Below are 26,037 nucleotides of genomic sequence, written 5' to 3' on the forward strand. Positions count from 1 at the left end.
CGCGTGCAGAATCGGACCATGGATCTGCCGGTGATGCCCCCAGTGAAGCCCATGCTCGCCAAGTCCGTGGCGAAGATCCCGCCGGACATGCACTACGAGGCGAAGTGGGACGGGTTCCGCGCCATCGTCTTCAAGGACGGGGCCGAGGTCGAGCTGGGCAGCCGTACCGGCAAGCCGCTGACCAGGTACTTTCCCGAGCTGGTGGAGGCACTCGCGGCGCGGCTGCCCGAGCGGTGCGTGATGGACGGCGAGATCGTGATCGCGCGGGAGGGCCGGCTTGACTTCGACGCACTGACCGAGCGCATCCATCCGGCGGCCTCGCGGGTGCGGACGCTCGCCGAGCGGACGCCGGCCTCCTTCGTCGCCTTCGACCTGCTGGCCCTCCAGGACGAATCACTGCTGAACGTCCCGCTGACCGACCGCAGGGAGTTGCTCACGACGGCTCTGTCCGGCGTCACGGCCCCGGTGCACGTGGCACCGGCGACCACGGACATCGACGTGGCCCGCCATTGGTTCGAGCAGTACGAGGGCGCGGGCCTGGACGGTGTCATCGCCAAGCCGCTCACCCTGCGCTATCTCCAGGACGAGCGGGCCATGTTCAAGATCAAGCACGAGCGCACGGCGGACGTGGTGGTGGCGGGCTACCGGCTGCACAAGAGCGGCCCTGTCGTGGGCTCCCTGCTGCTGGGGCTCCACGACGACCGGGGCGCCCTCCAGCACGTCGGCGTGTCCGCGGCCTTCCCCATGAAGCGGCGCGCCGAGCTGATCGAGGAACTGGAGCCGCTGCGGATGGAGGACGCCTCCGGGCACCCCTGGGCGGCCTGGGCCGAGGAGGCCGCCCACGAGAGCGCCCGGCTGCCCGGGGCGCCGAGCCGCTGGTCGGGCAAGAAGGACCTGTCCTGGGTGCCGCTCCGGCCGGAGCGGGTGGCGGAGGTGGCGTACGACCACATGGAGAACGGCGTACGGTTCCGCCACACCGCCCGCTTCCGCCGCTGGCGGCCCGACCGGACGGCCGAGAGCTGCACGTACGAGCAGCTGGAGGAGCCGGTGCGGTACGACCTGGACGAGATCCTGGGAGGTTGACGCGCCAGGTCAGGGCCGCATCAGCACCTTGACCGCGCCCTCCTGCTTCTTCTGGAACATCTCGTACGCGTGCGGGGCGTCCGACAGCGGCACATGATGGGTCGCGAAGTCGTCGACGCCGAGCGGGTCCTCGTCCGTCAGATACGGGATGATCTCGTCGCTCCAGCGCCGCACGTTGGCCTGGCCCATCCGGATCTGGATCTGCTTGTCGAACATCGTGAGCATGGGCAGCGGGTCGGCCATGCCGCCGTAGACGCCGGTCAGGGAGAGTGTGCCGCCGCGGCGCACCAGTTCGATGGCGGTGTGCAGGGCGGCGAGCCGGTCGATGCTGAAGCGCTCGGCGAACGGTCCGCTGAGCTTCCTGGGCAGCAGGGCCGAGGCGTTCTGGGCGAGCCGGGCGGCCGCGCTGCCGTGGGCTTCGGTGCCGACGGCGTCGATGACGGCGTCCGGGCCGCGTCCGTCGGTCTCGTCGCGGATCGCCTGGACCAGTTCCTTCTCGCTGTCGAAGCTCCTGAGGTCGTACGTCTCAACGCCCCGCAAGCGTGCCCGCCGCAGCCGTTCGGTCACCAGGTCCACGCCGAAGACCCGCCCGGCGCCGCGTACCTGCGCGACCCGGCAGGCCATGTCACCGATGGGGCCGAGGCCGAGCACGGCGACGCTGCCGCCCTCGGGGATGTCCGCGTAGGCGACGGCCTGCCAGGCGGTGGGCAGCACGTCGGAGAGGTAGACGAAGCGGTCGTCCGGCGGGCCCTCGGGAACCTTGATCGGCCCGTACTGGGCCTGCGGGACCCGCAGGTACTCGGCCTGGGCGCCCGGTACGGCACCGTAGAGCCGGGTGTAACCGAACAGGGCGGCACCCATGCCCTCGCTGGTGACCTGGGTCGTCTCGCACTGGGTCGGCAGCCCGGTCATGCACATCCAGCAGTTGCCGCAGGCGATCTGGAAGGGCACGACGACCCGGTCGCCCACCGCGAGGTCCGGCACCCCGGCGCCGACCTCCTCGACGATACCCATGGGTTCATGGCCGAGGATGTCACCCGGCGTCATGAACGGGGTGAGCACCTCGTAGAGATGCAGGTCGGAGCCGCACAATCCGGTCGAGGTGACGCGGATGACCGCGTCCGTCGGCTCCTTGATCTTCGGATCGGGCACCTCCTCCACCCGTACGTCCCGCTTGCCCTGCCAGGTCACAGCCTTCATCGCCGGGCACTCCCTCCGTCACCTCGCGTGTCGGTCCTGGGGTAGGCGCCCCGGGTACCCGAGGTGCCTCCGCCGAACCGGGATCCAGGGCCGATCGGCGTACTCGACGCGACTAATCAGAAACGAACGGGTATGGCCACCAATGAACTTATAAGCGCACAATCAAAGGCACGAGACGGGCGGGCATGGTGGGCATGGCGGGCATGGTGGATATGGAACACGGGGGGCGCGCGCGGCGTGCCCGTACGGCGGCGGCACTGCTGACCGTCACGGGTCTCTTCGCCGCGGGCTGCACGGGACACGGCACACCCCGTGTCCCGGCCGACGACGGACGCGGACAGTTCCGCACGGATCGACCGACTACTTCACCACCGAACACATCGGAACCGACCGAGGAGGCCGACCATCCCTCTCTGCTCGCCGTGAAGATCGACAACGTGCGGGCGGCCCGCCCGCAGACCGGCATCGACTCCGCCGACGTCGTCTACGCCGAGCAGGTCGAGGGCGGCCTCAGCCGCCTCATGGCGGTGTTCGCGACGAAGCTGCCGAAGGCCGTCGGCCCCGTGCGCAGCGCCCGCGAGTCGGACCTGGAGCTGCTGCGGCAGTTCGACGACCCGACGCTCGCGTTCTCCGGTGCCCAGGGCAAGCTGATGCCGCTGATCAACAGAGCGCCGCTGGTCGCCCAGACTCCCGAGAAGGCGTCCCGCGCCTACTTCCGCGGTGCCGACAAGGTCTTGCCGCACAACCTCTTCGTGCACCCGAAGCGCCTGCTGCCCGCCACGCCGGGCGCCGCCGCGCTGACCACCGGCTTCCACTACGGCCCCGCGCCCGCCGGCGGCACCGAGGACACCTCGGAGACGGTCCGCTTCCCGGCCGCCCGCTTCACCTTCACCTGGTCGAAGAGCCGGGAACGCTGGCTGGTCTCGATGGACGGCACCCCGGACGTGACGTCCGACGGGAAGCGGCTGGCCCCGGCCACGGTCGTCGTGCAGTACGTGAAGGTACGCAAGTCCGCCTTCCACGACTTCCTCGGCAACAACACGCCGTACACGGTGACGGTGGGCTCGGGCCGGGCGAAGGTGCTGCGCGACGGCCGCGCCTACGACGTGAACTGGAAGCGGGCGAAGGCCACGGACGGTACGGAGTTCACCACCAAGGACGGCTCCCCGGTGAACTTCGCCAAGGGCCAGGTGTGGATCGTCTTCGCGAAGGCGTGATCAGGGCTGGGGGACGAGGGGTTCCGCGGGATTACGGAGCCCCTCCGCCGCGTCCGCGACCCGGCGGATCAGCTCGAAGAACTGCCCCTGTTCCGCGACGGAGAGCGGGGCCAGGAAGACCTGGTTCATCCGGGCCGTGCGCACGGTCAGCTTGCGGTGGGTGCGCACCCCGTCGTCGGTCAGGCGCAGCAGGAAGCGGCGGCCGTCCTGGGGGTCGCGGACCTTGTCGAGCAGCCCGCGCCTGCCGAGCCGGCTGATGACCTCGGCGATGGTGGACCGGTCGAGACCCACCCGCTCCCCCACCGTGCGCTGGTCGAGCCCCGGTTCGGCGACCAGCGCGTTCAGGACCGCGAACTGCGGCGAGGTGATCTCCTCGGAGACCATCGTGTTCCACAGCAGGTAGTGGGCCTGCTGGAGCCGCCGGGCGAGGTGCCCGGGGTGGGTGGTGAGGTCCACCGCGGCCATGTGCGCTCCCGAGTCGTTTTGGTTGGTGCACTGAAGGTTATTGAGCCTTGACGCCAGGCTGCCACAGTGGCAGCTTAAGAGAAACCTCGCCGAGATAGTCAGTGCACTGAGCGAATCGCAGGAATCCCCATGACTCTCACCCAGCACGACATCGACCGGGAAATCGCCGCCGAGCACGCCGCCTACGAGAAGCGGCTCGCCGACGGCGCTCCCGTCGAGCACCAGCCGCGCCGCGACTACGCGCCGTACCGCTCCTCGGTGCTGCGGCACCCGAAACAGCCGCCGATCAGCATCGACGTGTCCAGGGACCCGGAGCTGGTGGAGCTGCGGTCGCCCGCCTTCGGGGAGCGGGACATCACCGAGATCGACAACGACCTGACCCGGCAGCACACCGGTGAGCCGATCGGTGAGCGGATCACCGTCGAGGGGCGGCTCCTGGACCGCGACGGCCGTCCGCTGCGCGGGCAGCTGGTGGAGATCTGGCAGGCGAACTCGGCGGGCCGCTACGCCCACCAGCGCGAGCAGCACGACGCCCCGCTGGATCCGAACTTCACGGGCGTCGGCCGCACCCTGACCGACGACAGCGGCTTCTACCGCTTCACGACCGTCCAGCCGGGCCCGTATCCGTGGCGCCAGCACGTCAACGCCTGGCGGCCGGCCCACATCCACTTCTCGATCTTCGGCACGGCGTTCACCCAGCGGCTCGTGACGCAGATGTACTTCCCGAGCGACCCGCTGTTCCCGTACGACCCGATCATCCAGTCCGTGACGGACGACGCGGCCCGCCAGCGGCTCGTCGCCACCTACGACCACGGCCTGTCCGTGCCGGAGTTCTCGATGGGCTACCACTGGGACATCGTGCTCGACGGGCCGCAGGCCACCTGGATCGAAGAAGGACGCTGACCAGCCATGACGAAGATCGACACCAGTCGCCCGGAGACCGTGCTGCCGACCCCGTCGCACACGGTCGGCCCCTTCTACGGCCACGCCCTGCCCTTCCCCGGCGGCGGCGACATCGCGCCCATCGGCCACCCGGACACCATCACCCTCCAGGGCTACATCACCGACGGCGCGGGCAACCCGCTGCCGGACGCCTTCGTGGAGCTGTGGAGCGCCGACCCCGACGGCAACGTCCCGCAGGTCGACGGCTCGATCCGGCGCGACCCCGCGAGCGGTGGCTACCTGGGCCGCAACGGCGTGGAGTTCACCGGCTGGGGCCGCATCCAGACCGACGCCAACGGCCACTGGACCGCACGGACACTGCGGCCGGGCGCGCGCGGGCAGAGCGCGCCGTACATCAGCGTGTGCGTCTTCGCGCGCGGGCTGCTGGTGCATCTGTACACCCGGATCTACCTGCCGGACGACGAGACGGCCCTCGCCGCCGACCCGCTGCTGGCCCGGGTACCGGCGGAGCGGCGCGACACGCTGATCGCGCGTGAGCAGGGCGATGGCACCTACCGTTTCGACATCCGCCTTCAGGGCGAAGGCGAAACGGTCTTCCTGGAGTTCCAGTGACTTCTCCCGATCCGGACACCGGCCTGCTCGCCCCCGGGTGGGCGGGCTCCCCCGCCGCCTCCGCGACCACCGACGGCGCCTACCTCCAGGCGATGCTGGACGCGGAGGCGGCGCTGACCCGGGTGCAGGCCCGGCTGGGTCTCGCCCCGGACGGGGCGGCCGACGCGGTGACCGAGGCCGCCCAGGCGGACCGCTTCGACGTACGGTCCCTCGCCGACCGTGCGCGCGGCGGCGGCAACCCCGTCATCCCCCTGGTCGCCGACCTCACCGAGGCGGTCGGCGAGGAGTACGGCCCGTACGTCCACCGGGGTGCCACGAGCCAGGACATCCTGGACACGGCGACGATGCTGGTGTCGGCGCGCACGCTCGGCCTGCTGCTGGCGGACCTCGACCGCGCCCAGCGGGCCCTGGCCCGGCTCGCCGCCGGGCACCGGGACACCGCGATGCCGGGACGGACGCTGACCCAGCACGCCGTGCCGACGACGTTCGGGCTGAAGGCCGCCGGGTGGCGGTCCCTGGTGCTGGACGCGCGCGACCGGGTCGCCGCCGTACGGGACTCCCTCCCCGCCCAACTCGGTGGCGCCGCCGGGACCTTGGCGGCCTTCACGGCGTACGGAGCCCAGGACACCGTGGTCCTCACCACGGCCTTCGCCCGGGAACTCGGCCTGGACGCGCCGCTCCTGCCCTGGCACACCCTGCGCACTCCGATCGCCGACCTCGCCGGCTGCCTCGCCTTCACGGCCGGCGCACTCGGCAAGATCGCCACCGATGTGCTCACCCTCGCCCGTACCGAGATCGCCGAGGTCGCGGAGGCCGGCGGGGGTGGTTCCTCCGCCATGCCGCACAAGGCGAACCCCGTACGGTCCACGGTGATCGCCGCCGCCGCCCGGCGCGCGCCGCAGCTCGCGGCCACGCTGTACGGCTCGCTCGCCGCCGAGGACGAGCGGCCGGCCGGAGCCTGGCACGCCGAGTGGGAGCCGCTCAGGGACCTGCTGCGGCTGGTCGGCGGAGCCGCGCGGGACGCCGCCGAACTGGCCGAAGGCCTGCGGGTCCACGCCGGCACCATGCGGGAACACCTCGACCTCACGCACGGGTTGATCGTCTCCGAGCGGCTCTCCGCCGAGTTGGCGTCCGTGCTGGGCCGGGCCCGCGCCAAGGCGTTGCTGACGGACCTCGCCAAGCGGACATACGCCGAAGACCTCTCCTTCGGTGAACTCCTCGCGGGTGAGCCCGGGTTGAAGAACGTCGACCTCGGCGAACTCACCGACCCCACCCGCTATACCGGCTCCGCCGGAGCCCTCACCGACCGTGCTCTGGAGCGACCTTGACCGAGAAACTCCTCAACCACCGTGCCGAGGGCCCCGTTTCGGCTCCCCCGCTGCTCCTCGGGCCGTCGCTCGGGACGTCGTACGCCCTGTGGGACAAGGTGGCGCCCGAGCTGTCCGTCAGCCACCGGGTGGTCCGCTGGGACCTGCCCGGGCACGGCGGTTCCGCGGCCGATCTGATCGGTCCCGGCGCCACCGTGGGAGACCTCGCCGACCTGGTGCTGGCCCTCGCCGACTCGCTCGGCATCGAGCGGTTCGGGTACGCGGGGGTGTCGCTCGGCGGTGCGGTCGGCCTGCACCTGGCCGTGCACCACCCGGAGCGCGTCGAGTCGCTGGCGGTGATCTGCTCCTCGGCCCACTTCAACGGCAGCAAGCCGTGGGAGGAGCGGGCCGAGCGGGTCCGTCGGGAGGGGCTGCAGTGGCTGCTGGAGAGTGCGAACTCCCGTTGGTTCGCGGGTGACTTCAGCGACCCGGAACTGATCCGCGACCACGCCGAGGCCGATCCGTCGTCGTACGCCGCCTGCTGTGACGCCCTGGCCTCCTTCGACCTGCGCGACCGGCTGGCGGAGATCTCCGCGCCGACCCTGCTGATCGCCGGCCGTCAGGACCCGGCGACCCCGCCGCCCCATCTGCGCGAGATCGCCGACGCGGTGCCGCGCGCCACGCTCGTCGAACTCCCGGGTGCCTCGCACCTGGCACCGGCGCAGTGCCCGGAGGCCGTCCTCACCGCTCTGCGCGCGCACCTCGGCGGGGGCGCCAAGCGGGGCATGGAGGTGCGGCGCGAGGTGCTCGGGGACGCGCACGTGGACCGGGCACAGGCCCGGCAGACCCCCTTCACCGCCCGCTTCCAGGACTTCATCTCACGCTACGCGTGGGGGGAGATCTGGACCGATCCGACGCTCAGCCGCCGCGAGCGCAGCATGATCACACTGACGGCGCTGGTCGCCCACGGCCACTACGACGAACTGGCCATGCATGTGCGGGCGGCGCGGCGCAACGGGCTCACGCCGGAGGAGATCGGGGCCGTACTGCTCCAGACGGCCGTCTACTGCGGGGTACCGGCGGCGAACTCCGCGTTCGCCACGGCGCAGCGGGTGCTGGCGGAGGAGACGGAAGGGTGACCCTGACAGTGGCAGGCGCGGGGTGCGACGATGTGCCTACGGTAGGGGCATGTCGACCATTCTGATCACCGGTGCCACCTCCGGTCTCGGCCGCTACGTCGCCTTCGAACTGGTCCGCTCCGGCCACCTCGTCCTCGCCCACGGCCGTGACGAAGGCCGTACCCACGCGCTCGTGGAAGAGCTGCGCACCGAGGGCGAGGCCAAAGGATTCGTCGCCGACCTGGCCTCCCTGACCCAGGTGCGCGACCTGGGCGCGAGGGTCGCCGACGCCCACCCCGAGCTCGACGTGCTGATCAACAACGCAGGTGTGGGCGCCGGTTCCCCCGGCTCGGGCCGGGAGGTGAGCGCGGACGGCCATGAACTGCGCCTGGCGGTCAACTACCTGGCACCGGTGGCCCTGACCCGGGCACTGTTGCCGACGCGCCCGGCGCGGATCGTCAACGTCGGATCGGTGGGCCAGGAACCGGTCGACTTCGACGACATCGAGTTCACCCGCGGCTACGACGGCTTCGCCGCGTACTGCCGCAGCAAGTTCGCCCTGGCGGCCCACACCTTCGCCCTGGCCGAGGAGTTGGCGGACACGGGGATCGCGGTGAACGTCCTCCATCCGGCCACGTTCATGGACACGGCGATGGTCCGAGAGGGCGGGGTCGCGCCCTGGTCGACGGTGGCGGACGGCGCCCCGGGTGTACTCGCCCTGGCCACCGAGGACTTGGGCACGGGCCGCTTTTTCGACGGAACACGTCCGGCGCGAGCTCACGGGGCAACGTACGACAAGGAAGTGCAGAAGCGCCTGGCGTCCCTCACCGACCAGCTGATCGCGCCCTGAAGGGGCGCGGGGAACCGCGCGACCGGCCACAGCGGCGCAGCAGACGGAGAACTCACCGCAAGCCCCGCCCCGTCTCCAACACCTCCCTGGCCTGCGCCACCAACCCGTCCGCCCCGCACGAACGCGCCAGCGCCAGGCCCCGGTTGAGCTCCGCCACGGACCGCGCCGCGATCCCGTACTCCACCCGCGCCGCCGCGTGCTCGTACTGGCAGGGCGACGCCTCCAGGTAGGCGACCGCCTGCGCGGCGAGCCGTACCGCCCGCTGCCCGGTCTCCAGCGCCGCCGCACACCGCAACGCCTCACCGATGGCCGTGTCCGTACCGAGCCGCTCGGCATGCCGCCGGACGTCCGTGGCCAGCTGAGCGGCCCGCACCGGGTCCTCACCGGCAAGTGCCCGCGCGAGATCGACGGCCCACGGCACCAGCACCGGGTTGTGATGCCCCCGCACGGCCGCCGCCTTCTCCGCGGCGTCCAGTTCGTTGATGCCGTCCTTGGTCCGGCCGACGGCCAGCAGCAGCCGTCCCCGCACGGACCGGGGATCGGGCAGCACGATCGTGGACGGATACGGCGGCGTGAACCCGTACTGCTCGGCGATCGCCCAGGCTTCCTCGACATGCCCGCGCGCGAGCAGCGTGTCGACGAGGTTGCACGTCGCGGACCAGTACAGCGGCAACCCCCGTCCCACCCGCTCGGCGAGCCGGAGCGACTCGCGCAGGGAGGTCTCCGCCTCCCGTAGCCGTCCTCGCCGGCGGTGGGCGAGGCCGACGTAGGCATGGGCGAGCGCGAGGTGGCCGCCGCTCCAGCCGGCCGACTCGTAGGTGCGCAGGGCGTCGGTGTACAGGGCCTCGGCGCGGTCGAGCCGGTCCGTGAAGGCGTACGCGCTGGCCAGCATCAGCGGCAGTTCGAGGCCCCACTCGGTGTCGGTCCAGCCGAGTCCGGGCGCGAGGCGGCCGTTGACGAGGGCGCGGTCGCACACGTCGGCGATCTCCTCGGCGCTCTCACCGCGGGCCATCGCGTCGAATCCCCGCAGTATGAGCAGGGCCCGCTCGGAATTGTCACGGCCGGTACAGGTGGCGGCCAGGGCGGCGAGGCGCTCGGAGCGCGCCGGGGAGGTGGCCTCGCCCGGGTAGAGCCCCTCCCATGTGTACTGCACGGCCTGGAGGCGGAGCCTGGCAGGGCCTTCCTCGTGCCGGGCGGCCTCCGCCTCGACCGTGCGGACCGCCTCCTCCAGCTGGTTGTTGTGCATGAGTGCCTGGGACAGGCGGACGACGGCGTCCACCCGGGCGGAGCCCTCCAGGCCGGGCATGGCGAGCGCGGTCTGGAGGTGGCCGATGGTCTTGGCGGGGGCGGTCAGGAGGGTGGCGCAGCCGAGTTCGAAGAGCACACGCGCGTGCACCTCGGGTGGCGGTGGCTCCACCAGGGCGCGCTCCAGACAGCGGCGGGCCGCGTCGGGGGCACCGACGAGGAGGTGCTCGCGGGCGGCCTCGCGCAGTTGCTCGACGAGTTCCTCGTCGTCGTCCGGGTGGACCTGGAGCAGGTGCCGGGAGGCGGCCGCGGCGCCGAGCCCGGAGTCGGTGACGAGTTGCGCGGCGATGCCGTGCATGGCGGTGCGCAGGGCGTCCGGGATGGAGTCGTAGACGGCGGTGGCGATGAGCGGGTGCACGAACTCCAGCTCGCCGTCCTCCGTCCCGGAGTCGGTGAGGATACGGGCGTCGCGCAGCAGTTCGGCGCAGAGCGCCGCCTTCTCCGGCTTCAGGGTGGCGAGCCGGGCCACCAGGCCGACGGAGATGTCGGTGCCGAGGATCGCGGCCGCCCAGGCGAACCGGGTGGCGTCGATGCCGAGTTCCTCGAGGCGGGAGACGAGGCCACCGCCACGGGCCGAGCGGTTCAGCTCCCGCAGTTCGTTCGCCGAGCCCTCGCCGGGCTCCATCCCGCTGTCCCGGACCTTGGCGAGGAGTTCGACGGTCTCGTACGGGTTGCCGCCGGTGACGGCCCACACCTCGCGGCAGAACGGGGCGTCGGCGTGTCCGCCCAGGGTGGCTCGGGTGAGCCCCGCGGTGGCGTCCGGGGTGAGGGCGCTGAGGTTGGTGACGGGGCGGCCCGCGGTGGAGGCCACCATCTCCAGGAGGCGGGCGCTCTCGGCGGTGGCCTCGCCGGGGCGGCGCGCCACCACGACCAGGACGGACAGGTCGTCGAGGCGCTCGACGAAGGCGGCGAGCCAGCGCAGGGTCTCCTGGTCGGCCCAGTGGGCGTCGTCGACCATCAGTACGAGCGGCCAGTCCCGGCGGGCCAGCCGGCGCACCGCGGCGACCAGTCCGTCGCACACGCCCTGCGGGTCGGCCTGGCGCTCCCCCGGGTCCGCTATGCCGAGAGCGGGGCCGGCGATGTCGTACCAGTCGCCGAGGTATTCGCGGGCCTCTGCCGGCATCAGCGACAGGAGCGCGGGCTGGAGCAGTTGGCGTACGACGTTGAAGGGGACGGACCTGAGGGTCTCGCCGCCGCGGGCCGACCAGACCGTGCAGCCGCGTGCCTCGGCGATACGGCGGGTCTCGGCCAGCAGGGCGGTCTTGCCGAAACCCGCCTCGCCGCGGATCACCAGCACGCTGCCCGAGGACGCGCGGCCCGCACACAGGGAGTCGAGCACGCGTTCGACGGCGGCGAGTTCCTCGTCGCGCTCCCACAGCGAGGCCGGGGCGGCCGCAACCGGCCGTACCTCCGTCATCCCGCTCCCTCCCCAAGTCGCCCGAACGACGTACAGATCTCGAGCGTAGCCGTCCGGGTGCGGAAGCGGAGGGCGGTCGGGGCAGCTCTTGCCTTCACGGGTGACCCCGGGTTCGGGCGGGCGACGCACCCTGCCCGTGACCTGCCGTCAACGGAGCTGACCATCAGTCAGTCATCGCCGTCGGGCGAAGTGCGCGGGATCGGCCGGCGCCCCTCTCATCCCTCTTTCACCGAGTGCTCATACGGTGGGGGCATGACGCAGGAGACTCCCCCCGGGTGGTACCCCGATCCCGGGCAGACAAGTGACGGTCCCGCCACCGAGCGCTGGTGGGACGGCAAGGCGTGGACGGAGCGGACCCGGCCCGCCGGATCGGCCGCCGCATGGGGTCCCCCGGAACAGGTCGCGAGCCCCGGGGACCCCGGACGGTACCCGGCCTATCCGGCCTATCCCGCGCAGCCGCCCACCGGGTCGCGGCGCGGCCGTATGGGCATAGCCGTGGCGGTGGCCGTCGTGGTCCTGGCGAGCATCGGCGTGGGTGTGTACGCGCTGGCCGACAACGGCAACGGCGGCACGTCCGATTCGCAGGGGCCGGGGGGTCAGGGCGGACCCGGCGACACCGGGGGCCGGGGCGGACCGTTCGGCGGGAACGGAGGGTCGGGCGGCTCCGGTGGCAGCGGGGGTTCCGGGGGCGCGTCGCCCTCCCCGCAGGAGTCCGAGGCGCCGAAGATCGAGAGCGGTTCGGTGACCGACTCGATCGACGGGATCAGCCTGCCCATCCCGGACGACTGGTACGGCCAGGAGATGCAGGTCGGCGCGTCCGTCACCTCCAACGACTCCTACGCCTGCCCCGGCGACACCGCCGAGAAGTGCACGAAGGGCGGTGCCTACTCGGCGCCAGCCCTGGCGCTGGGCACCAAGGGCAGCACGGCCGAGCAGATCGCCAAGGCCGACATCGAGGCGAACGCCGAGCAGTCCTACGGCGGCAAGACCTACGGCTCGATCACCTCGCACGACGTCCTCGCCTCCAAGGCGGTGACCGTGGCCGGGCAGAAGGGCTACCTGGTCCGCTGGAAGGCGGTCACCAGCAAGGGCTCCGACGGCTATGTCGAGTCGCTGGCCTTCCCGTCCCCGGCGAACCCGCAGCAGATCGTCGTGGTGCGGTTCGGCGTCGACGTGGAAGAGGGCCAGACGGTGATCGACGACATCACCAAGGGGATCGAGGTGTCGACGGGCGGCAGCGGCCAGAACGCCTGACGGCCGGTCCCCGGAATCCGGTCGGCCGGGTGGGGCGCCTCTCCGCTCGAGAGGAACCCCACCCGGCCGGGGGGTGCGCGCCGCCCCCGTCCCCACGGTGCGGCGCGAGCAGGTCACCGTCCAGTCATCCCGTGGACGGCGGCCTGGGTCTCAGGTCAGGCCGAGTGCCGGAAGTACGGCCGCGTCCACGAAGCGGACCAGGTAGTCCGGGTCGGCGTACTCCCCGTCGATGACGGGCCGGGCCCGGATGACGCCGAACATCTGGGCCGGGATGTACTCCAGCGCCGGGTGTCCGGCAGCGATCTCACCCCGGTCGACCCCACGCTGGAGGATGAGCCTCAGCGCGGCGATCTCCGGGTCGATCAGCGCCTCACGCAGGGCCTGCGCGAGCTCGGCGTCCTGCGTGACGGCGTGGCCGAGCGCCTGGTGGAGCTTGGTGTCGTGCATCGACCACCGGCCCGCGGCCCGGGCGGCCTCGCGCAGATCGTCGGCGAGCGATCCGGTGTCGATCCCGTCGAACTTCGACCTGCGGCGGGAGCGCAGCGCGGCCACCACGAACTGGGGCTTGGTCTTCCACTGCCGGTAGAGGGTGGACTTGCTGCAGCGGGTGCTGCTGGCGACGCCCTCCATGGTCACGGCGTCATATCCGCATTCACGGATCTGTTCGAGCACAGCGTCGAAGAACTCCTGCTCACGCTCGGGCGTGATCTTGGAGCGGCGCGAGGCGGCGACCGTCTCCGGTCCGTCCGCGGCCTGCGACGTCATCAGCTCATCCCCTCATTCGGCTCGGCGGCCGGCCTGCTTCGAGGCCGCCGCGTTTCATTCCCGGATTCCAGTGTGTCGTATGTCTATCGATACGTCAGTGTACCGGTACCCGATCGTATCGGTACACTGACGTATCGGTACGATGTCGTATCGATGAGTTTCGGAATCCGGACGAGTCACCACCTTGTTCAGGTTTCAGTAGCCGCACCACCATCAGCGAAGGGGCCGGGGGATGAATGCCCGCACCGAGCCTGCAGAAGCGAGGCCGAGCGCCATAGCGCGACCGCCGCTCGTCCGTGAGTTCCTGCTCGTCGCAGGGCTCTTCCTCGTCTACAAGTTCGGCCGGCAGCTGGTCACGGGCCACACCCCCGAGGCCTACCGCAACGCCGGCCGCGTGTGGCACTGGGAACGCGTCCTGGATCTGCCCGGAGAGGGCTCGGTGCAGTCGCTGCTGCTGCACGGCGACACCCTCGCGCACCTCGCGAACACCTACTACGCGACCGTCCACTTCCCGGCCACGGTCGCCTTCCTGGTCTGGCTCTACCTCAAGCGCCCCGCCCACTACGTCTGGGCCCGCCGGGTCCTCGCCCTGCTCACCGGCGCCGCCCTGGTGCTGCACCTCGTCTTCCCGCTGGCCCCGCCGCGGATGCTCGCGGCGGCCGGCCTGGTCGACACCGCGAAGGTCTACGGCCCGTCCGTGTACGGCCCGCCGCAGACCGACACCCTCTCCAACCAGTTCGCGGCCATGCCCTCGCTGCACTTCGGCTGGGCCCTGATGGTGGCGATCGGCCTGATCGTGGCCACCCGCTCGCGCCTGCGCTGGCTGTGGCTGCTGCACCCGCTGGTGACCCTGCTGGTGATCGTCGGCACCGCGAACCACTACTGGATGGACGCGATCATGGCGACGGCCCTGCTCGGCATCGCCCTCGCGGTCATTCGCCCCCAGACTTCGTCCGGGGGGAGCCCCCTCTCGCTTCGCTCGCCGCACCGGACGGCCACCACCGCGGGCCGGGCACAGGAGAAGCTCGCCCTGGCCGAACCCAAGAAGAACGTCCTGGTCGGAGCGGGCCGATGAACGCCACTCTGCTCGCCCTCGCCCTCTCCCTGCTCTCCTCCGTCGCCTACGCGGCCGCCGCCGTCGCCCAGGAGCGCCTCGCCTCCCGCAACCCCGGCTCGGGTGTGCTGCGGATGCTGAGCTCGGGCGCCTGGTGGGGATCGGTCGCGCTCAACGCGGCGGCCGCCCTGCTGCACGTCGTCGCCCTCAAGTACGGCCCCCTGACCGTGGTCCAGCCGCTCGGCGCCCTCACCCTGGTCGCCGCGGTGCCGCTGGGCGCGCGGATCGCCGGGCGCCGGGTCAGCGCGACGGAGTGGCGCGGCACCGCGTACACGCTGGCCGGCCTCGCCGCGATCCTCGTGGTGGCGTCGGGATCCGCCCCCGGAAAGGTGCTGAGCACGTCCGAGGCGGTGGCGGTGGCGGCGGTGACGGCGGCCCTGATCGGTCTGCTGGCCCGCCCCGGCACCCGGCCCGGTATCCGGCACGCGTCGGCGTCCGGTCTCGCCTCGGGCGTGGCCTCCGCGCTCACCCAGACCGTGACGGTGGCCGCGACGGACCGTTCCGGGTCACTTCTCAGCGTCCAGGTGATCGGCGTGGCCCTGCTCGTCGCGGCCTTCGCCGCGGGCGGACTCCTGCTCTCCCAGACGGCCTACCGTGACGGCCTGGGCGCTCCGCTGGCGGTGGTGACGCTGGCCAACCCGGTGGCCGCCGCGGTGATCGGCCTCTCCCTGCTGGGCGAGAGCCTGCGGGGCGGCGCGGCGGGTGTGCTGCTCGCACTGGCGGGAGCGGGACTGGCGGCATGGGGTGTGGTGCTGCTGACCCGGATGCCGGCTGTACCGGCGGACGAGGAGCACCCCGTGGCGGCCGTCCTGGCCCTGGAACCGTCTCTGCGGGACGTGAAGGTGCCCCGCCCCGCAGAGCCAGGGCAGCTGACCGCGCCCCTTTAGGGGCGCGGGGAACTGCGCGGGCAACCACGACGGCGCCGCGCCCGAAAAAGGTCAGCCGAACCCGCGCGCGTCCTGCTTCAGCGCCGTGTCCACGGTCAACGCGGTGGCGAGGACCAGGCTCAGCAGCGGCTCGGGCAGCTGGTAGTGGATCTGCAGCACATAGTTGTCCGCGGTCGTGAACATCGTCTTGGCGAGCCCCTCCCACGTCTTCGTGATCCGGGCCACCTCGTTCTCGGTGTGGTCGACGATCGCGAAGTTCCAGGCCCGCCAGTTCTCCGCCTTGATCGCGCCGACCTGCTGCCCGTTCACCATCATCGCGAAGTTGATCTTCCCGATCATGTTCTGCTGGACGATCTCACCCACCGGCGAACCGTCCGGACGCTCCACGATCACCCGCGACTTGAAGATCTTCCCCGGCCGGGTCAGCAGCATGACCGGCTGCCCGTGCGCGTCGCGGATCTCCAGCCTGATCTTCATGAACTGGTCGATGCTCCAGAGGAACCGCACGATCTTGCGGAAGGCACTCTGCCCGACCTGGGTGACGGACCCGACCTGGTTGCCGTTCTGATCCATGACCTTGTACTCGTTGGTCAGCTCGATCAGCTTGGCCTTCTGGTTGACCACGAGGACCGGCTCGGAGAACAGCGTGCCGCCGCCGGGGCCGCCCGCGGTGACCCCGGCCTGCTGCTGCACCTGACGCTGCACGCGCGCGTCGGGGCCGGCCGCCTGCTGAGGCATCTGCGGTACCTGCTGGACCGGCGGGGCCTGCACGGCCTGAGCCTGGGCCTGCCCCGCCCCCTGCTGGTCCTGGTGGGTGTGCTGGGTCCACTGCGCCCCGTCCCAGTAACGGAGCGTCTGGGACGCTCCGTGCGGATCGGGGTACCAGCCTGCAGGTGTGTTCGAATGCGTGGTCACCGGGGCACACTACCCCGGGACCACGGCGATCCGGCCAGGCGAACGCCCGCTCCTTTACCTGGTGATGACGGCCGGATCGCTCACTCCGGTACGCCCGTTCTCGACATGTCCGGCGAATCGCCTCAGGAACGCCGGATCGGCGTCGGAGGTGACCGTGAGGTCGTACCAGCGACGGCTCTTGGCGAGGCGGAAGGTGTGCCGGGCGGTGGCACCGGCCCGCACGGTGAAGGTCCTCGCGGGGTCTCCGTAGCCGCTCACGACCTTCAGACGGACCGTGCCGGAGCCCTTGTTGGTGAACGTCAGCTCGACGTCGTCGCCGTCGTGGCGGGCGGTGGCCTCGGGACCGGCGGTCCCGTTCGGCCCCTTGAAGACGCGCAGGAAACCGGCCGGGCCGTGCACGGTCAGGTCGTACGACCCCTTCGAGTACGCCGAGTTCCAGGTGTCCGAGACGGTCCTGCCGGCCTCCGTCGTGTAACTCCAGGGCCCGTCGGTACGGTTGCCGGAGGTCACCAGGAAGGCGGCGCCCGCCTTGGCGCCGGAGGCGAAGGTCAGGGTGAATGTGCCGCTCGCCGCGTCCACCGAACCGTCCACGTGCGGGGCGTACTTCAGCGGGCGGGCGGGGCGCAGGCCGCGCTCCTGCTTCGGCAGGGTGCCGACGGCGGGCGGGACGGGCACGTAGTCGGGGTGGCGCTCGCGGTCCGGCGGCTCGTAGCCGTCGGTGTCCGGGAGGGCGACCGGCCTGGTGTCCTTGCGGGAGAAGTCGAAGGCGGAGGTCAGGTCGCCGCAGACCGCGCGTCGCCAGGGCGAGATGTTGGGCTCGTGGACGCCGAAGCGGGTCTCCAGGAAGCGGATGACCGAGGTGTGGTCGAGCGTCTCGGAGCAGACGTAACCGCCCTTGCTCCAGGGCGAGACGACGAGCATGGGCACACGCTGGCCGAGTCCGTAGGGGCCGGCCGGGTGGCTGCTGTCGCCCTTGAAGAGGTCGAGAGCGGGGTCGACCGTGGACTTGCCCTGGGCGGCCGAGCCGGGCGGGAACGCGGGGACCACGTGGTCGAAGAAGCCGTCGTTCTCGTCGTACGTGATGAACAGGGCGGTCTTCGCCCACACCTCGGGGTCCGAGGTGAGCGCGTCCAGGACCTGGGCGATGTACCAGGCGCCGTAGTTCGCGGGCCAGTTGGGGTGCTCGGTGAAGGCCTCGGGAGCGACGATCCAGGACACCTGGGGCAGCTTTCCGGCCTTCACGTCGGCCTTGAGCTGGTCGAAGTAGCCCTCGCCCTTGGTGTAGTCGGTACCGGTGCGGGCCTTGTCGTACAGCGGGTCGCCGGGCTTGGCGTTCCGGTACTGGTTGAAGTAGAGCAGCGAGTTGTCGCCGTAGTTGCCGCGGTAGGCGTCCTGGATCCAGCCCCAGGAGCCGTTCGCGTCGAGGCCGTCGCCGACGTCCTGGTAGATCTTCCAGGAGACGCCGGCCTTCTCCAGGCGCTCGGGGTAGGTGGTCCAGCCGTAGCCGACCTCGTCGTTGCCGAGGACGGGCCCGCCGCCCTGGCCGTCGTTGCCCGTGTAGCCCGTCCACAGGTAGTAGCGGTTCGGGTCGGTCGAGCCGATGAACGAGCAGTGGTACGCGTCGCAGATGGTGAACGAGTCGGCGAGGGCGTAGTGGAACGGGATGTCCTCGCGGGTCAGGTACGCCATGGTCGTGGAGCTCTTGTTCGGGACCCATTTGTCGTACTTGCCCCCGTTGAAGGCGGCATGTCCGTCGTTCCAGCCGTGCGGGAGGTCCTGGATGAACTGCAGGCCCAGGTCGTCGGCGTCGGGGCGGAACGGCAGGATGTCCTTGCCCTTCGCGTCCTCCTGGTGCCAGACGGACTTGCCGTTCTGCAGCGTCACCGGGCGCGGGTCGCCAAAACCGCGCACCCCCCTGAGCGAACCGAAGTAGTGGTCGAAGGACCGATTCTCCTGCATCAGGACGACGACGTGCTCGACGTCCTCGATCGTCCCCGTGCGGTGGTGCGCCGGAAGCGCGGCGGCGCGCTGGATGCTGTTCGACAGGGCGGTGAAGGCGGTGGTGGCACCCGCGAGTTGGAGGAATCTGCGCCGGTTGACGTCGGACATGGGTGAGGGACCTCTCAATCCTGCGCACCGATGGCCGGAACGTGACGGAAGGTGCGCGCAGCGAGTGTTCCAAGTGCACCAAACGTCAGGGAAGGGTCCGGTGGCGCTGATGTGAAAGTCGCGAGTACGGGAGGCGTGGCGGACCGGCACAGCCGCCCACTGCGTACTGCATCACGAGACACCGTCTCGCAATATTGACCGCGCCGCGGACGTCTCCTATGGTTGAGGCACTTCTCGAAAGGACGGGACCAGCATGAGGCCAGTCCCTCTGATCGGTGTCCTGCTCGTCTCGTGCGCCGGCCGCCGGACCTACGACGAGCCGCTCAGCTACTTCCCGCCCCGGGAGGGACTGCGCCCCGGCACGGCCGTCGGCGAGCCTCAGACTCCCTTCTGAGTGCAGGTCGTCGCCGCGCGACGAGCCCCCGCCACACCGACCGTTCGCCGTCCGTCGGCGTTCTTCGTCCGTCGTGTCCTCACCGACGGGCGTTCCCCTCACCATCTTCGAGGAGTGCATCATCGTGACCACCACTGTCGGCCTTCAGCCGGTCTCCGGGCCGTCCGCCTGGCGCGGCGACGAGCTGTCGCGATCCACCGAGTGGATCCACGTCCTCAGCGACGCCGAGCGCACCGAACTGGAAGACCTGGGACGGCGCTTCGTCGCCGACGACCCCGACCTGCGCACCGTCACCGCCGCCGACTACCCGTTCGACGCCTGTCGCGCCCTCAACGACGAGTGCGCCCGCCAGATGGACACCGGCCGGGGCTTCGTCCTGGTGCGCGGTCTGCGCACCGAGGAGTACGGCGACGCCGTTTCCGGGGCCGTCTTCTTCATCATGGGCCTGCACCTCGGCCGGCCGATCGGGCAGAGTCAGCGGGGCGATCTGCTCGACCACGTGATCGCCACGTCGAACAAGACGATGTCCGACGAGGGCGCGCTGCCCTCCCGCATTCGGGACCGGCTGCCGTTCCACTCGGACAGCTCCGACGTCGTCGCCCTCATGTGTCTGCGCGGCGCCAAGGAGGGCGGCGCTTCCAGCCTGGTCAGCGGCACCACGATCTACAACGAGATGCTGCGCCGGCGGCCGGACCTCGCTGCCCGGCTCTTCGACACCTACCACTGGGACTGGCGGCGTCAGGACCCCGACTCCCCTGAACTCACGTACACCTCGCCGATCATCAGCCACGTCGACGGCATCTTCAGCACCTACGCGGGCAACTCGATGATCTTCAGCGCCCAGGAGTACCCGGGAGTCCCCCAGCTGACGCCCGATCAGGCCGCGGCCATCACCCTCTTCGACGAGATCTCGCAGGAGCCCGGCCTGCCGATCGACATGGATTTCCAGCCGGGGGACGTGCAGTGGCTGCTCAACTACGCCGCACTGCACTCGCGCACCAGCTACGTCGACCACCCGGAACCGGAGCGCCGCCGCCACCTGCTGCGTCTGTGGCTCAAGCGCGACGTCGGCCGACCGCTGGCCCCCCGGTTCGGCAAGCACGTCGTCGTGATGGGTGAGCCCACCGCACCCCTGGTGCCCGGCGGCCGGTTCCGGATCGCCGACGCCGTCACCGTCAACGACGACTGGGGAGTGTGACACCGGCCGACCGACGACGACGTACGACCGCCGCAGCCAGAGCAACCTCTGGCTGCGGCGGTCGTCTGCCACAGCACGTTGCCGCACGGCGCCCGCTCTACGCCGGCAGCTCCGTCAGCAGCCGGCGGTAGATGCGCGCGTAGGCGGTCAACTGCCCCAAGGACAGGACATCGCGACGGGGGTCGCCGACGGCCGGTTTCGCCTGCGGGCCGAGCCGCACGGTGTCGACGCCACGGGCGCGCAGGACGACGCCGTCGGTCGATCCCGTCCAGCCGGTGATGGGCGGCGGCTGCGCACCGAACTCGTCGAGCCAGGCCGCCCGGGCGGCCGTCACCACCGGGGCGTCGGCCGGCGTCGCCGCGGCTGCCGCGACCGGCTCGGCCTCGACCTCGAACACGCAGTCGCGCAGCACCGACTGGGCACACCGCGCCCGCAGCCGGTCGGCCAGCCCGGCCGCCAGCACCTTCGGCTCCACCGCGTCACCGGTGACGACGTACAGATCGATCCGCAGCTGGGCCGGCAGCAGGTCCGGCTTGTCCGGCCACCCGCCGCTGATCGCGCCGATGCCGCACGCCCGCCCGGTCTGCCCCGCCCGCGGGTCTGCGGCCAGGTAGGCGGTGCGCCAGCGGGCCAGTTCGTCCAGGACGACGCCGGCCGAGGCGACGACTCCCCCGGGGGGTGTGGCCGACTCCGGCATCATCGCGGCGCCGGAGCGGCCGGTCACCCGGACGGTCAGATAGAACGCGCCCGGCTCGTGCCACAGCAGCGTGGCCGGGCCGCACTTGGCGACGATCGCCGAGCGCGGCAGCGGATACGCGTCGGCGTAGGCCTCCAGGCCGGTGATCCCGCCACCGCGCCGGTGCGTACCGGAGCCGGCGAGCAGCAGCCGTCCGGCGCCCGCCTCGGCGAACGCGACGAGCGCCGCCGCGGCCGGCCCGCGGGCTACCCCGAGACCGAAGCCGGCCACCACGTCGCCGTCCACGCCGAGCGGGGCGATGGGCGCGTCGTCGCCGGTGACGAGGTGGTTGTGCGCACCGCCGTCGTCCAGTGACGTGTCCAGGTGGGAGTACAGCAGCGGACCCGTCCCGTGCGCGGCGACCAGGCTGCCGCCCGCGGGACCGTGCTCCAGTACCTGCCACTCGACGTGCGGCCACCGGCGCGCACACCAGGTGCGCAGCCGGTTGGCCGCCGTCCGCTCCTGCCCGCGAGGGACGGGAGTGGTGTCGAGCAGGCTCAGGACGTCAAGCAACTGCTCTCTCAAAAACGTCCCCAGTCGTCGGACGCCGGACGCCACACGTCGATGTTGCGCGGGTCGGCCGGCATCCTGCGCGCCCGGTGCGTCTCGTGCTCCTCCGGCGTGAACACCCGGTGGCGGTCGCACAGTTCGAACCGCGGGCCGAAGCGCGGGTCGTGCAGATAGAACGCGATCGACGTCGACGCCGAGTGGTTGACGATGTCGGAGGCGATCGGCGCACCCTTGTAGAGCGCTCGGGCGCGCATCCGCATGACGTGGTCGAGGCTCTTCATCGCGAAGCACAGGTGCGCGACGTAGTGCTCCTTGTTGTTCTGCACCGCGAGGCTGTGATGGTGGCGGTCCTCGCCGCGGAAGAACGTGGTCGAGCCGACGACATAGTCCGAGGGGATGAACCGTAGGACGTTCTGGTAGAAGTCCTGCGTCTCCTGGTACTTCGTCGTGGCGATGAAGGGGTGCACCAGGTCGAGCGGCCGGATCTCGATGTGCGGGGGTTCGGCGTACTCCTGGAACTCGGTGAACAGCTCGATGATGAGGCCGTTGGGGTCCTTGACCGCGAAGCCGTTCTCGCACAGCGCCTGCTGCCGCTCCTGCAGATCGAGGACTTCGAGGCCGGCGTCGAGGACGCTCTTGTGCAGCTGCTCGAGCACCTCCTCGCTCTCCACGCTGTAGCCGACCGCGGTCGTCCACCCGTCGGTGCGTTCGGGCGCGTTGATCAGTTCGATGGCGTGGTGCTCGATGTCGGCGCGCAGGTAGGCGTAGTCGTCCGTACGCTGCTCCAGCTGGAGCCCGACGTGGTACTCGAGGAAGTCGATCGTGGCCTGCATGTCCGGAACCTCGATCCGGGCGTACTCCATGCCGTACGGGGCGTGCGGGCGGGTGCTCACGGGCGCTGTCCTTCCTGAGGTGAGCGAGGGGCGCTCGGTGTACTCGAACGAGGTGATGGCCTGCCGGTCGATGACCGGTCGCCAGCGCGTGTGCACGAAGCTCTCGTGGGACTCACTGCCGAGATAGGCGAGCAGGTCGTCCTGAGTGCCGAAGTCGACGGCCATGGTGTGGGTGAAGGTCCGGTCGCGGGTGCTGACGTTCTCGCCGAGGACGAAGCCGCGCATGGCCGGGTACCGGTCCGGGAAGGTGCGCAGCTCGGCCAGCACGGACTCCCGTGTGGCCTGGTCGACTCCGTCGGCGAAGCGGAAGGAAAGGGTGTGTCGGATCATCGGGTCACCGTCCGTCGCCGGTCAGAGGATGAAGCTGAGCCGGGCGCCTGCCGCCAGCGACTCGTGGCCCAGGATCGAGCGCCGCAAGCGGAAGCGGAGTCCGTCCTCGGCCGGCACCAGTACGTGCTCGTACCAGCCGACGTACGCGTCGAAGTGTCCGTCGCGGGCGCGGTGCACCACGAAGGACGCCGCCACCCGGAAGGCATCCTCCGTGTGCTCGGACAGCCGTACGTTGGAGACCAGCCGGTGGGTGCGCGAGTGCGGGTTCTCGGCGTGCGCCTTGCGGGACTTGAGGCGCTTGACCCGGGCGCGGATCAGGTCCCAGTCGTCGTCGACGAAGGATCCGGTCTCGTGCGGCGACCAGCCGGGGCGGTAGTCGGTGGTAGGGATCTCGTAGCGGGCGCCGGGCTCGAAGAGGGCCAGCCAGCCGTCGTAGTCCCAGTGGTCGAGGATGTCGGCCTCGGCGTAGAGGAAGTCCTCCACCTCCGGGCGGGTGATCGTGCGTCCCTGGCACCGCACGGAGTGGGTGTTGGTGGTGGCGGTCATCGCACGTCCCTGCCCTCGAGGAAGGACGCCGGTCGCTCGCCGTGGACGGCGAGGCCGTCATCGAGGCCGACGGCGTCGACCCAGTGCCGCCAGAAGCCCCGCATCGCGCCTTCGTCGGTCGACCTGCCCTGTACGCCCTTGACCTCGTCGGCCATGCCGCGCGACATGTCGCTGTAGTCCAGCTCGGGCGGGGCGGTGCCGGCCGTGGCCCGGATGCCGCGCTGGACCGCCTCGTACGCCTCGATGTCGTCCGGCGTGGCGAGCCCGCCCGGGCCGACGAAGCTGACGACCGTCTTCATCCGCAGGGCGCGCGCGGCGGGGTCCTCGTCGCGCGGGACCAACTGCCAGGCGCGTACGTCGGTCTCCTCGGGCGCCACCGGCTCCAGCTGCCGGATCGACAGCCCTTCGATGTCGAACAGGAGCAGGTTGGGGAAGACGAACAGGATGTGGCTCTCGTCGGCCACGTAGTGCGCCCGCTTCTCCCCCAGCCGCTGCGTCATCTCGGCCCGGTGCTGCTCGGTGCGCACCCGTTCGTCCTCGCCGAAGCGCGGTTCCCAGAGCATGCTGATGCGCCCGCCATGGCCGGTCAGGACCAGCAGCCCGTGGCCGTTGCCGAGGTTGTACGCGTACTGGTTGTCGTCGGTGACGGCGAAGCCGCTCTCGCGCAGGTAGCCCACGAACGTGTTGTGCGTCGGCGCGAAGTGGTAGCCGTCCATGGCGTTCTCGACGGCGAGTTTCCAGTTGCCCCGCACGCTGTACTGCTGTGTGCCGGGCAGGGTGGTCATGCCGCCGACGTGCTGCTGTTCGATCATCGTCATGTAGTCGGCCGCGTCGCCGAGGTGCTCGAGCAGCGGCGGGACGTCGGGGTCGAACGCGACGAAGACGTAGCCCTCGTGGATCTCCAGGCGCGGGACACCGCGCAGCCCCATGGAGGCCTTGAACTCGTCGGTCGACTCGTACGCGTCGGCGTCGGGGATGGCGGCGAGGTCACCGTTGTTGCGGAAGGTCCAGGCGTGGTAGAAGCACTGGAAGAGCCTGGTCGAGCCCTCGTTCTCGCGGCACAGCACCGTGCCGCGGTGGGGGCAGGAGTTCAGGAAGGCGCGCACCTCGCCGGCGGTGTCCCGGCAGAAGATCAGCGGCCGGCCGCCGAGGGTGCGGACCTTGAAGTCGTTGGGGTGGGGGATCTCGGTCTCGTGGCCGAGATAGAGCCAGGTGTGCGTCCATACCCAGCCGCGTTCCCGGGTGAAGATCTCCGCGCTGCGGTAGGCCTCGCGGTTGACCCGGAAGGTGAGCCGGTCCCAGTCCTCGACGATCATCGGTGCTGGGACGGTCCGGGGGTTGCTTCCCATTACGGCGTATGCCTCTCACAAGTCCCGACCCGAGTGGCGTGTTGTGAGACGCCATCTCGTATGTCGCGCCAGCTTCCCTTAGCACGGGCGGCAGTGTCAAGCAATCACCTGATGGTTGACACCCCGGGCCTGCGCCGTCATCATCCATTCCACATTGAAAGACGCCATCTCGCATTCCGTGCGACCGTGTGAAGGGCAAGAAGCCCGTGCCGTATGTCATCACTCAGGCATGCCTCGACGTCATGGACAAGTCGTGCATGGAGGAGTGCCCGGCCGACTGCATCTACGAGGGCGACCGGATGCTCTACATCCAGCCCGACGAATGCGTCGAGTGCGGGCGCTGCGAACCCGTCTGCCCGCAGATCTCGATCTTCCACCACGAGGACCTGCCGGCGGAGGCCGAGCAGTCCCAGCGCGTCAACGCCGAGTTCTTCACCCTCGACATCGCCGGAGCCGAACCGCTCGGGTCGCCCGGGGGCGCACGCAAGGTCGGCAGGGTCGGCCGCGACCACCCCGAGGTGGGAGCGTGAGCGGCTTGCCCGCCGCCACTGGCGCCGGCCCTGACGTGTCCGTCGACCTACTGATCATCGGTGCCGGTCCGACGGGGCTGTACAGCGCGTACTACGCCGGCTTCCGCGGCATGAGCGTCGCGGTCGCCGACGCCCTGCCCGAGGTGGGCGGGCAGATCACCGCGCTGTACCCCGAGAAGCTCGTCCACGACGTGGCCGGCTTCACCGCCGTCCGCGGCCAGGACCTGGTGGACCGGCTGGCCGAGCAGGCCGGGCAGTCGAACCCGGTCTACCTGCTCGGGCACGGGGTCACCGACCTCGACGACGCGGGCGAGCACATCGTCGCCACGACCGACGCCGGCACGCGGATCACCGCCGGTGCGGTGCTGGTGTGCGGCGGGATCGGCAACTTCGTGCCCCGCGAGCTCCCTGTGGGCTCCGACTACCTGGGCCGGGGGCTGCGGTACTTCGTGCCCCGGCTGGACGAACTCACCGGACAGGACGTCGTGGTGGTCGGCGGCGGGGACTCCGCGCTGGACTGGGCGCTGTCGCTGGAGCCGATCGCCTCGTCGGTGACGGTGGTGCACCGGCGTACCCGGTTCCGGGCCCACGAACGCACCGTCGAGCAGGTGCACTCATCCTCCGTGCGCGTCCTGACGCCCTACGAGGTCGAGAAGATCTCCGGCGACGGGTCGATGTCGGAGGTCGTCGTCGCGGGCCCGGACGGCGACCGGATCAGCCTGTCCGCCCAGTCCGTCGTCGCCGCCCTCGGCTTCATCGCCGATCTCGGGCCGATCGAGCGGTGGGGACTGGAGCTGCGCCGCCGGCGCATCCTCGTCGACCGCACGATGCGCACGAGCCGGGAGCGCGTCTTCGCGGCCGGGGACATCGCCGACCACGACGGCAAGGTCAGTCTCATCTCGATCGGCTTCGGCGAGGCCGCTCTGGCCGTCAACCACATCGCCTCCCTGCTCGACCCGGCCCGCTCCCTCACACCGGGGCACTCCTCCGACGCGTGAGGGCCTGGCACACGTCATCTCTTCCCGCACAT

Annotated in this window: 24 protein-coding genes; 14 read left to right on the top strand and 10 right to left on the bottom strand. The window is 71.0% G+C overall.

Translation table 11 applies throughout. The features are described 5' to 3' along the window. Positions 1 to 18 precede the first annotated feature (18 nt). Positions 19 to 1,083: an ATP-dependent DNA ligase gene (locus ACIBJB_RS15585; protein ID WP_398930625.1), complete on the top strand. Its 1,065-nt coding sequence runs from the start codon at positions 19 to 21 to the stop codon at positions 1,081 to 1,083. A 9-nt stretch (positions 1,084 to 1,092) separates the two neighbouring features. Here the strand turns inward: ACIBJB_RS15585 and ACIBJB_RS15590 are convergent, their stop codons facing one another. Beyond that, the gene (locus ACIBJB_RS15590; protein WP_398930627.1) at positions 1,093 to 2,283 is read right to left on the bottom strand and encodes a zinc-dependent alcohol dehydrogenase; all 1,191 of its coding nucleotides are present in this window, start codon (positions 2,281 to 2,283) and stop codon (positions 1,093 to 1,095) included. Between the two features lie 212 nt (positions 2,284 to 2,495). On the opposite strand from ACIBJB_RS15590, the gene ACIBJB_RS15595 reads away from it, so the two are divergent. Next, positions 2,496 to 3,500 carry a DUF3048 domain-containing protein gene (locus ACIBJB_RS15595; RefSeq protein WP_398931015.1) on the top strand — a complete coding sequence of 335 codons (1,005 nt, stop codon included), beginning with the start codon at positions 2,496 to 2,498 and terminating at the stop codon, positions 3,498 to 3,500. On the opposite strand, the gene ACIBJB_RS15600 is transcribed toward ACIBJB_RS15595, so the two are convergent. Further along, positions 3,501 to 3,965: a MarR family winged helix-turn-helix transcriptional regulator gene (locus ACIBJB_RS15600; protein WP_398930629.1), complete on the bottom strand. Its 465-nt coding sequence runs from the start codon at positions 3,963 to 3,965 to the stop codon at positions 3,501 to 3,503. A gap of 129 nt (positions 3,966 to 4,094) precedes the next feature. Here ACIBJB_RS15600 and pcaH point away from each other — a divergent pair, with 129 nt between their 5' ends. Genes pcaH through ACIBJB_RS15625 form a run of 5 tightly spaced genes read left to right on the top strand, consistent with a single transcriptional unit; the run spans position 4,095 to position 8,755 of the window. Then, a complete protein-coding gene (gene pcaH / locus ACIBJB_RS15605) occupies positions 4,095 to 4,868 on the top strand; it encodes a protocatechuate 3,4-dioxygenase subunit beta (RefSeq protein WP_398930631.1) in 774 nt (257 codons plus the stop codon). Positions 4,869 to 4,874: 6 nt separating this feature from the next. After that, positions 4,875 to 5,480, top strand: a complete 606-nt coding sequence (gene pcaG / locus ACIBJB_RS15610; RefSeq protein WP_398930633.1) for a protocatechuate 3,4-dioxygenase subunit alpha — start codon at positions 4,875 to 4,877, stop codon at positions 5,478 to 5,480. Next, positions 5,477 to 6,808, top strand: a complete 1,332-nt coding sequence (gene pcaB / locus ACIBJB_RS15615) for a 3-carboxy-cis,cis-muconate cycloisomerase (RefSeq protein ID WP_398930635.1) — start codon at positions 5,477 to 5,479, stop codon at positions 6,806 to 6,808. The genes pcaG and pcaB overlap by 4 nt, the downstream gene beginning before the upstream one ends. Further along, the gene (pcaD, locus tag ACIBJB_RS15620; protein ID WP_398930637.1) at positions 6,805 to 7,926 is read left to right on the top strand and encodes a 3-oxoadipate enol-lactonase; all 1,122 of its coding nucleotides are present in this window, start codon (positions 6,805 to 6,807) and stop codon (positions 7,924 to 7,926) included. The genes pcaB and pcaD overlap by 4 nt, the downstream gene beginning before the upstream one ends. Before the next feature lie 49 nt (positions 7,927 to 7,975). After that, positions 7,976 to 8,755 (top strand): SDR family NAD(P)-dependent oxidoreductase, encoded by a 780-nt coding sequence (locus tag ACIBJB_RS15625; protein WP_398930639.1) that lies wholly within the window; start codon positions 7,976 to 7,978, stop codon positions 8,753 to 8,755. Positions 8,756 to 8,807: 52 nt separating this feature from the next. On the opposite strand, the gene ACIBJB_RS15630 is transcribed toward ACIBJB_RS15625, so the two are convergent. After that, complete coding sequence (locus ACIBJB_RS15630; protein ID WP_398930641.1) at positions 8,808 to 11,477, bottom strand: ATP-binding protein; 2,670 nt, start codon at positions 11,475 to 11,477, stop codon at positions 8,808 to 8,810. Between the two features lie 252 nt (positions 11,478 to 11,729). On the opposite strand from ACIBJB_RS15630, the gene ACIBJB_RS15635 reads away from it, so the two are divergent. After that, on the top strand, positions 11,730 to 12,731 hold the full coding sequence (locus ACIBJB_RS15635) for a DUF2510 domain-containing protein (RefSeq protein ID WP_398930644.1): 1,002 nt from the start codon (positions 11,730 to 11,732) through the stop codon (positions 12,729 to 12,731). 150 nt (positions 12,732 to 12,881) lie between these two features. Here ACIBJB_RS15635 and ACIBJB_RS15640 read toward each other — a convergent pair whose 3' ends face one another. Continuing rightward, a complete protein-coding gene (locus tag ACIBJB_RS15640; protein ID WP_398930646.1) occupies positions 12,882 to 13,496 on the bottom strand; it encodes a TetR/AcrR family transcriptional regulator C-terminal ligand-binding domain-containing protein in 615 nt (204 codons plus the stop codon). A gap of 232 nt (positions 13,497 to 13,728) precedes the next feature. On the opposite strand from ACIBJB_RS15640, the gene ACIBJB_RS15645 reads away from it, so the two are divergent. Together ACIBJB_RS15645 and ACIBJB_RS15650 are read left to right on the top strand one after the other, a co-directional pair. Beyond that, a complete protein-coding gene (locus ACIBJB_RS15645; RefSeq protein ID WP_398930648.1) occupies positions 13,729 to 14,571 on the top strand; it encodes a phosphatase PAP2 family protein in 843 nt (280 codons plus the stop codon). After that, positions 14,568 to 15,497 carry a hypothetical protein gene (locus ACIBJB_RS15650; protein WP_398930650.1) on the top strand — a complete coding sequence of 310 codons (930 nt, stop codon included), beginning with the start codon at positions 14,568 to 14,570 and terminating at the stop codon, positions 15,495 to 15,497. Before ACIBJB_RS15645 ends, ACIBJB_RS15650 begins: the two co-directional genes overlap by 4 nt. Before the next feature lie 51 nt (positions 15,498 to 15,548). Here the strand turns inward: ACIBJB_RS15650 and ACIBJB_RS15655 are convergent, their stop codons facing one another. Both ACIBJB_RS15655 and ACIBJB_RS15660 read right to left on the bottom strand, forming a co-directional pair. Further along, the gene (locus ACIBJB_RS15655) at positions 15,549 to 16,412 is read right to left on the bottom strand and encodes a phospholipid scramblase-related protein (protein ID WP_398930652.1); all 864 of its coding nucleotides are present in this window, start codon (positions 16,410 to 16,412) and stop codon (positions 15,549 to 15,551) included. 54 nt (positions 16,413 to 16,466) lie between these two features. Then, on the bottom strand, positions 16,467 to 18,521 hold the full coding sequence (locus ACIBJB_RS15660; RefSeq protein ID WP_398930654.1) for a phosphocholine-specific phospholipase C: 2,055 nt from the start codon (positions 18,519 to 18,521) through the stop codon (positions 16,467 to 16,469). 253 nt (positions 18,522 to 18,774) lie between these two features. Between ACIBJB_RS15660 and ACIBJB_RS15665 the strand changes: the two genes are divergently transcribed. After that, a complete protein-coding gene (locus tag ACIBJB_RS15665; protein WP_266510399.1) occupies positions 18,775 to 18,915 on the top strand; it encodes a hypothetical protein in 141 nt (46 codons plus the stop codon). A gap of 124 nt (positions 18,916 to 19,039) precedes the next feature. Continuing rightward, positions 19,040 to 20,113 (top strand): TauD/TfdA family dioxygenase, encoded by a 1,074-nt coding sequence (locus ACIBJB_RS15670; protein WP_398930657.1) that lies wholly within the window; start codon positions 19,040 to 19,042, stop codon positions 20,111 to 20,113. Positions 20,114 to 20,210: 97 nt separating this feature from the next. Here the strand turns inward: ACIBJB_RS15670 and ACIBJB_RS15675 are convergent, their stop codons facing one another. From ACIBJB_RS15675 to ACIBJB_RS15690, 4 genes are read right to left on the bottom strand one after another with little or no spacing between them, the layout of a single operon-like run. Then, positions 20,211 to 21,374, bottom strand: coding sequence for a hypothetical protein (locus ACIBJB_RS15675; RefSeq protein ID WP_398930659.1), 1,164 nt, complete (start codon positions 21,372 to 21,374; stop codon positions 20,211 to 20,213). Continuing rightward, the gene (locus tag ACIBJB_RS15680) at positions 21,371 to 22,582 is read right to left on the bottom strand and encodes a Dabb family protein (RefSeq protein ID WP_398930661.1); all 1,212 of its coding nucleotides are present in this window, start codon (positions 22,580 to 22,582) and stop codon (positions 21,371 to 21,373) included. The genes ACIBJB_RS15675 and ACIBJB_RS15680 overlap by 4 nt, the downstream gene beginning before the upstream one ends. Positions 22,583 to 22,603: 21 nt before the next feature. Then, positions 22,604 to 23,128 carry an aromatic-ring-hydroxylating dioxygenase subunit beta gene (locus tag ACIBJB_RS15685; protein ID WP_398930663.1) on the bottom strand — a complete coding sequence of 175 codons (525 nt, stop codon included), beginning with the start codon at positions 23,126 to 23,128 and terminating at the stop codon, positions 22,604 to 22,606. After that, positions 23,125 to 24,477 (bottom strand): aromatic ring-hydroxylating dioxygenase subunit alpha, encoded by a 1,353-nt coding sequence (locus tag ACIBJB_RS15690; protein ID WP_398930665.1) that lies wholly within the window; start codon positions 24,475 to 24,477, stop codon positions 23,125 to 23,127. Before ACIBJB_RS15690 ends, ACIBJB_RS15685 begins: the two co-directional genes overlap by 4 nt. A 188-nt stretch (positions 24,478 to 24,665) precedes the next feature. Here ACIBJB_RS15690 and fdxA point away from each other — a divergent pair, with 188 nt between their 5' ends. Next, entirely contained in the window at positions 24,666 to 25,007 is a 342-nt protein-coding gene (gene fdxA / locus ACIBJB_RS15695) for a ferredoxin (protein ID WP_398930667.1), read from the top strand. Next, a complete protein-coding gene (locus ACIBJB_RS15700) occupies positions 25,004 to 26,005 on the top strand; it encodes an NAD(P)/FAD-dependent oxidoreductase (RefSeq protein ID WP_398930669.1) in 1,002 nt (333 codons plus the stop codon). Before fdxA ends, ACIBJB_RS15700 begins: the two co-directional genes overlap by 4 nt. Positions 26,006 to 26,037 lie beyond the last annotated feature (32 nt).

This window comes from Streptomyces sp. NPDC050759, from assembly GCF_044456945.1.
GTDB lineage: Bacteria > Actinomycetota > Actinomycetes > Streptomycetales > Streptomycetaceae > Streptomyces.

What these genes read in the sequence shown, in the direction of transcription:
- ACIBJB_RS15585 (WP_398930625.1), top strand. Translation starts at nt 19, where the DNA reads ATGGATCTGCCGGTGATGCCCCCAGTGAAGCCCATGCTCGCCAAGTCC.
- ACIBJB_RS15590 (WP_398930627.1), bottom strand. Translation starts at nt 2,283, where the DNA reads ATGAAGGCTGTGACCTGGCAGGGCAAGCGGGACGTACGGGTGGAGGAG.
- ACIBJB_RS15595 (WP_398931015.1), top strand. Translation starts at nt 2,496, where the DNA reads ATGGAACACGGGGGGCGCGCGCGGCGTGCCCGTACGGCGGCGGCACTG.
- ACIBJB_RS15600 (WP_398930629.1), bottom strand. Translation starts at nt 3,965, where the DNA reads ATGGCCGCGGTGGACCTCACCACCCACCCCGGGCACCTCGCCCGGCGG.
- pcaH (WP_398930631.1), top strand. Translation starts at nt 4,095, where the DNA reads ATGACTCTCACCCAGCACGACATCGACCGGGAAATCGCCGCCGAGCAC.
- pcaG (WP_398930633.1), top strand. Translation starts at nt 4,875, where the DNA reads ATGACGAAGATCGACACCAGTCGCCCGGAGACCGTGCTGCCGACCCCG.
- ACIBJB_RS15625 (WP_398930639.1), top strand. Translation starts at nt 7,976, where the DNA reads ATGTCGACCATTCTGATCACCGGTGCCACCTCCGGTCTCGGCCGCTAC.
- ACIBJB_RS15630 (WP_398930641.1), bottom strand. Translation starts at nt 11,477, where the DNA reads ATGACGGAGGTACGGCCGGTTGCGGCCGCCCCGGCCTCGCTGTGGGAG.
- ACIBJB_RS15635 (WP_398930644.1), top strand. Translation starts at nt 11,730, where the DNA reads ATGACGCAGGAGACTCCCCCCGGGTGGTACCCCGATCCCGGGCAGACA.
- ACIBJB_RS15640 (WP_398930646.1), bottom strand. Translation starts at nt 13,496, where the DNA reads ATGACGTCGCAGGCCGCGGACGGACCGGAGACGGTCGCCGCCTCGCGC.
- ACIBJB_RS15645 (WP_398930648.1), top strand. Translation starts at nt 13,729, where the DNA reads ATGAATGCCCGCACCGAGCCTGCAGAAGCGAGGCCGAGCGCCATAGCG.
- ACIBJB_RS15650 (WP_398930650.1), top strand. Translation starts at nt 14,568, where the DNA reads ATGAACGCCACTCTGCTCGCCCTCGCCCTCTCCCTGCTCTCCTCCGTC.
- ACIBJB_RS15660 (WP_398930654.1), bottom strand. Translation starts at nt 18,521, where the DNA reads ATGTCCGACGTCAACCGGCGCAGATTCCTCCAACTCGCGGGTGCCACC.
- ACIBJB_RS15665 (WP_266510399.1), top strand. Translation starts at nt 18,775, where the DNA reads ATGAGGCCAGTCCCTCTGATCGGTGTCCTGCTCGTCTCGTGCGCCGGC.
- ACIBJB_RS15680 (WP_398930661.1), bottom strand. Translation starts at nt 22,582, where the DNA reads ATGATCCGACACACCCTTTCCTTCCGCTTCGCCGACGGAGTCGACCAG.
- ACIBJB_RS15685 (WP_398930663.1), bottom strand. Translation starts at nt 23,128, where the DNA reads ATGACCGCCACCACCAACACCCACTCCGTGCGGTGCCAGGGACGCACG.
- ACIBJB_RS15690 (WP_398930665.1), bottom strand. Translation starts at nt 24,477, where the DNA reads ATGGGAAGCAACCCCCGGACCGTCCCAGCACCGATGATCGTCGAGGAC.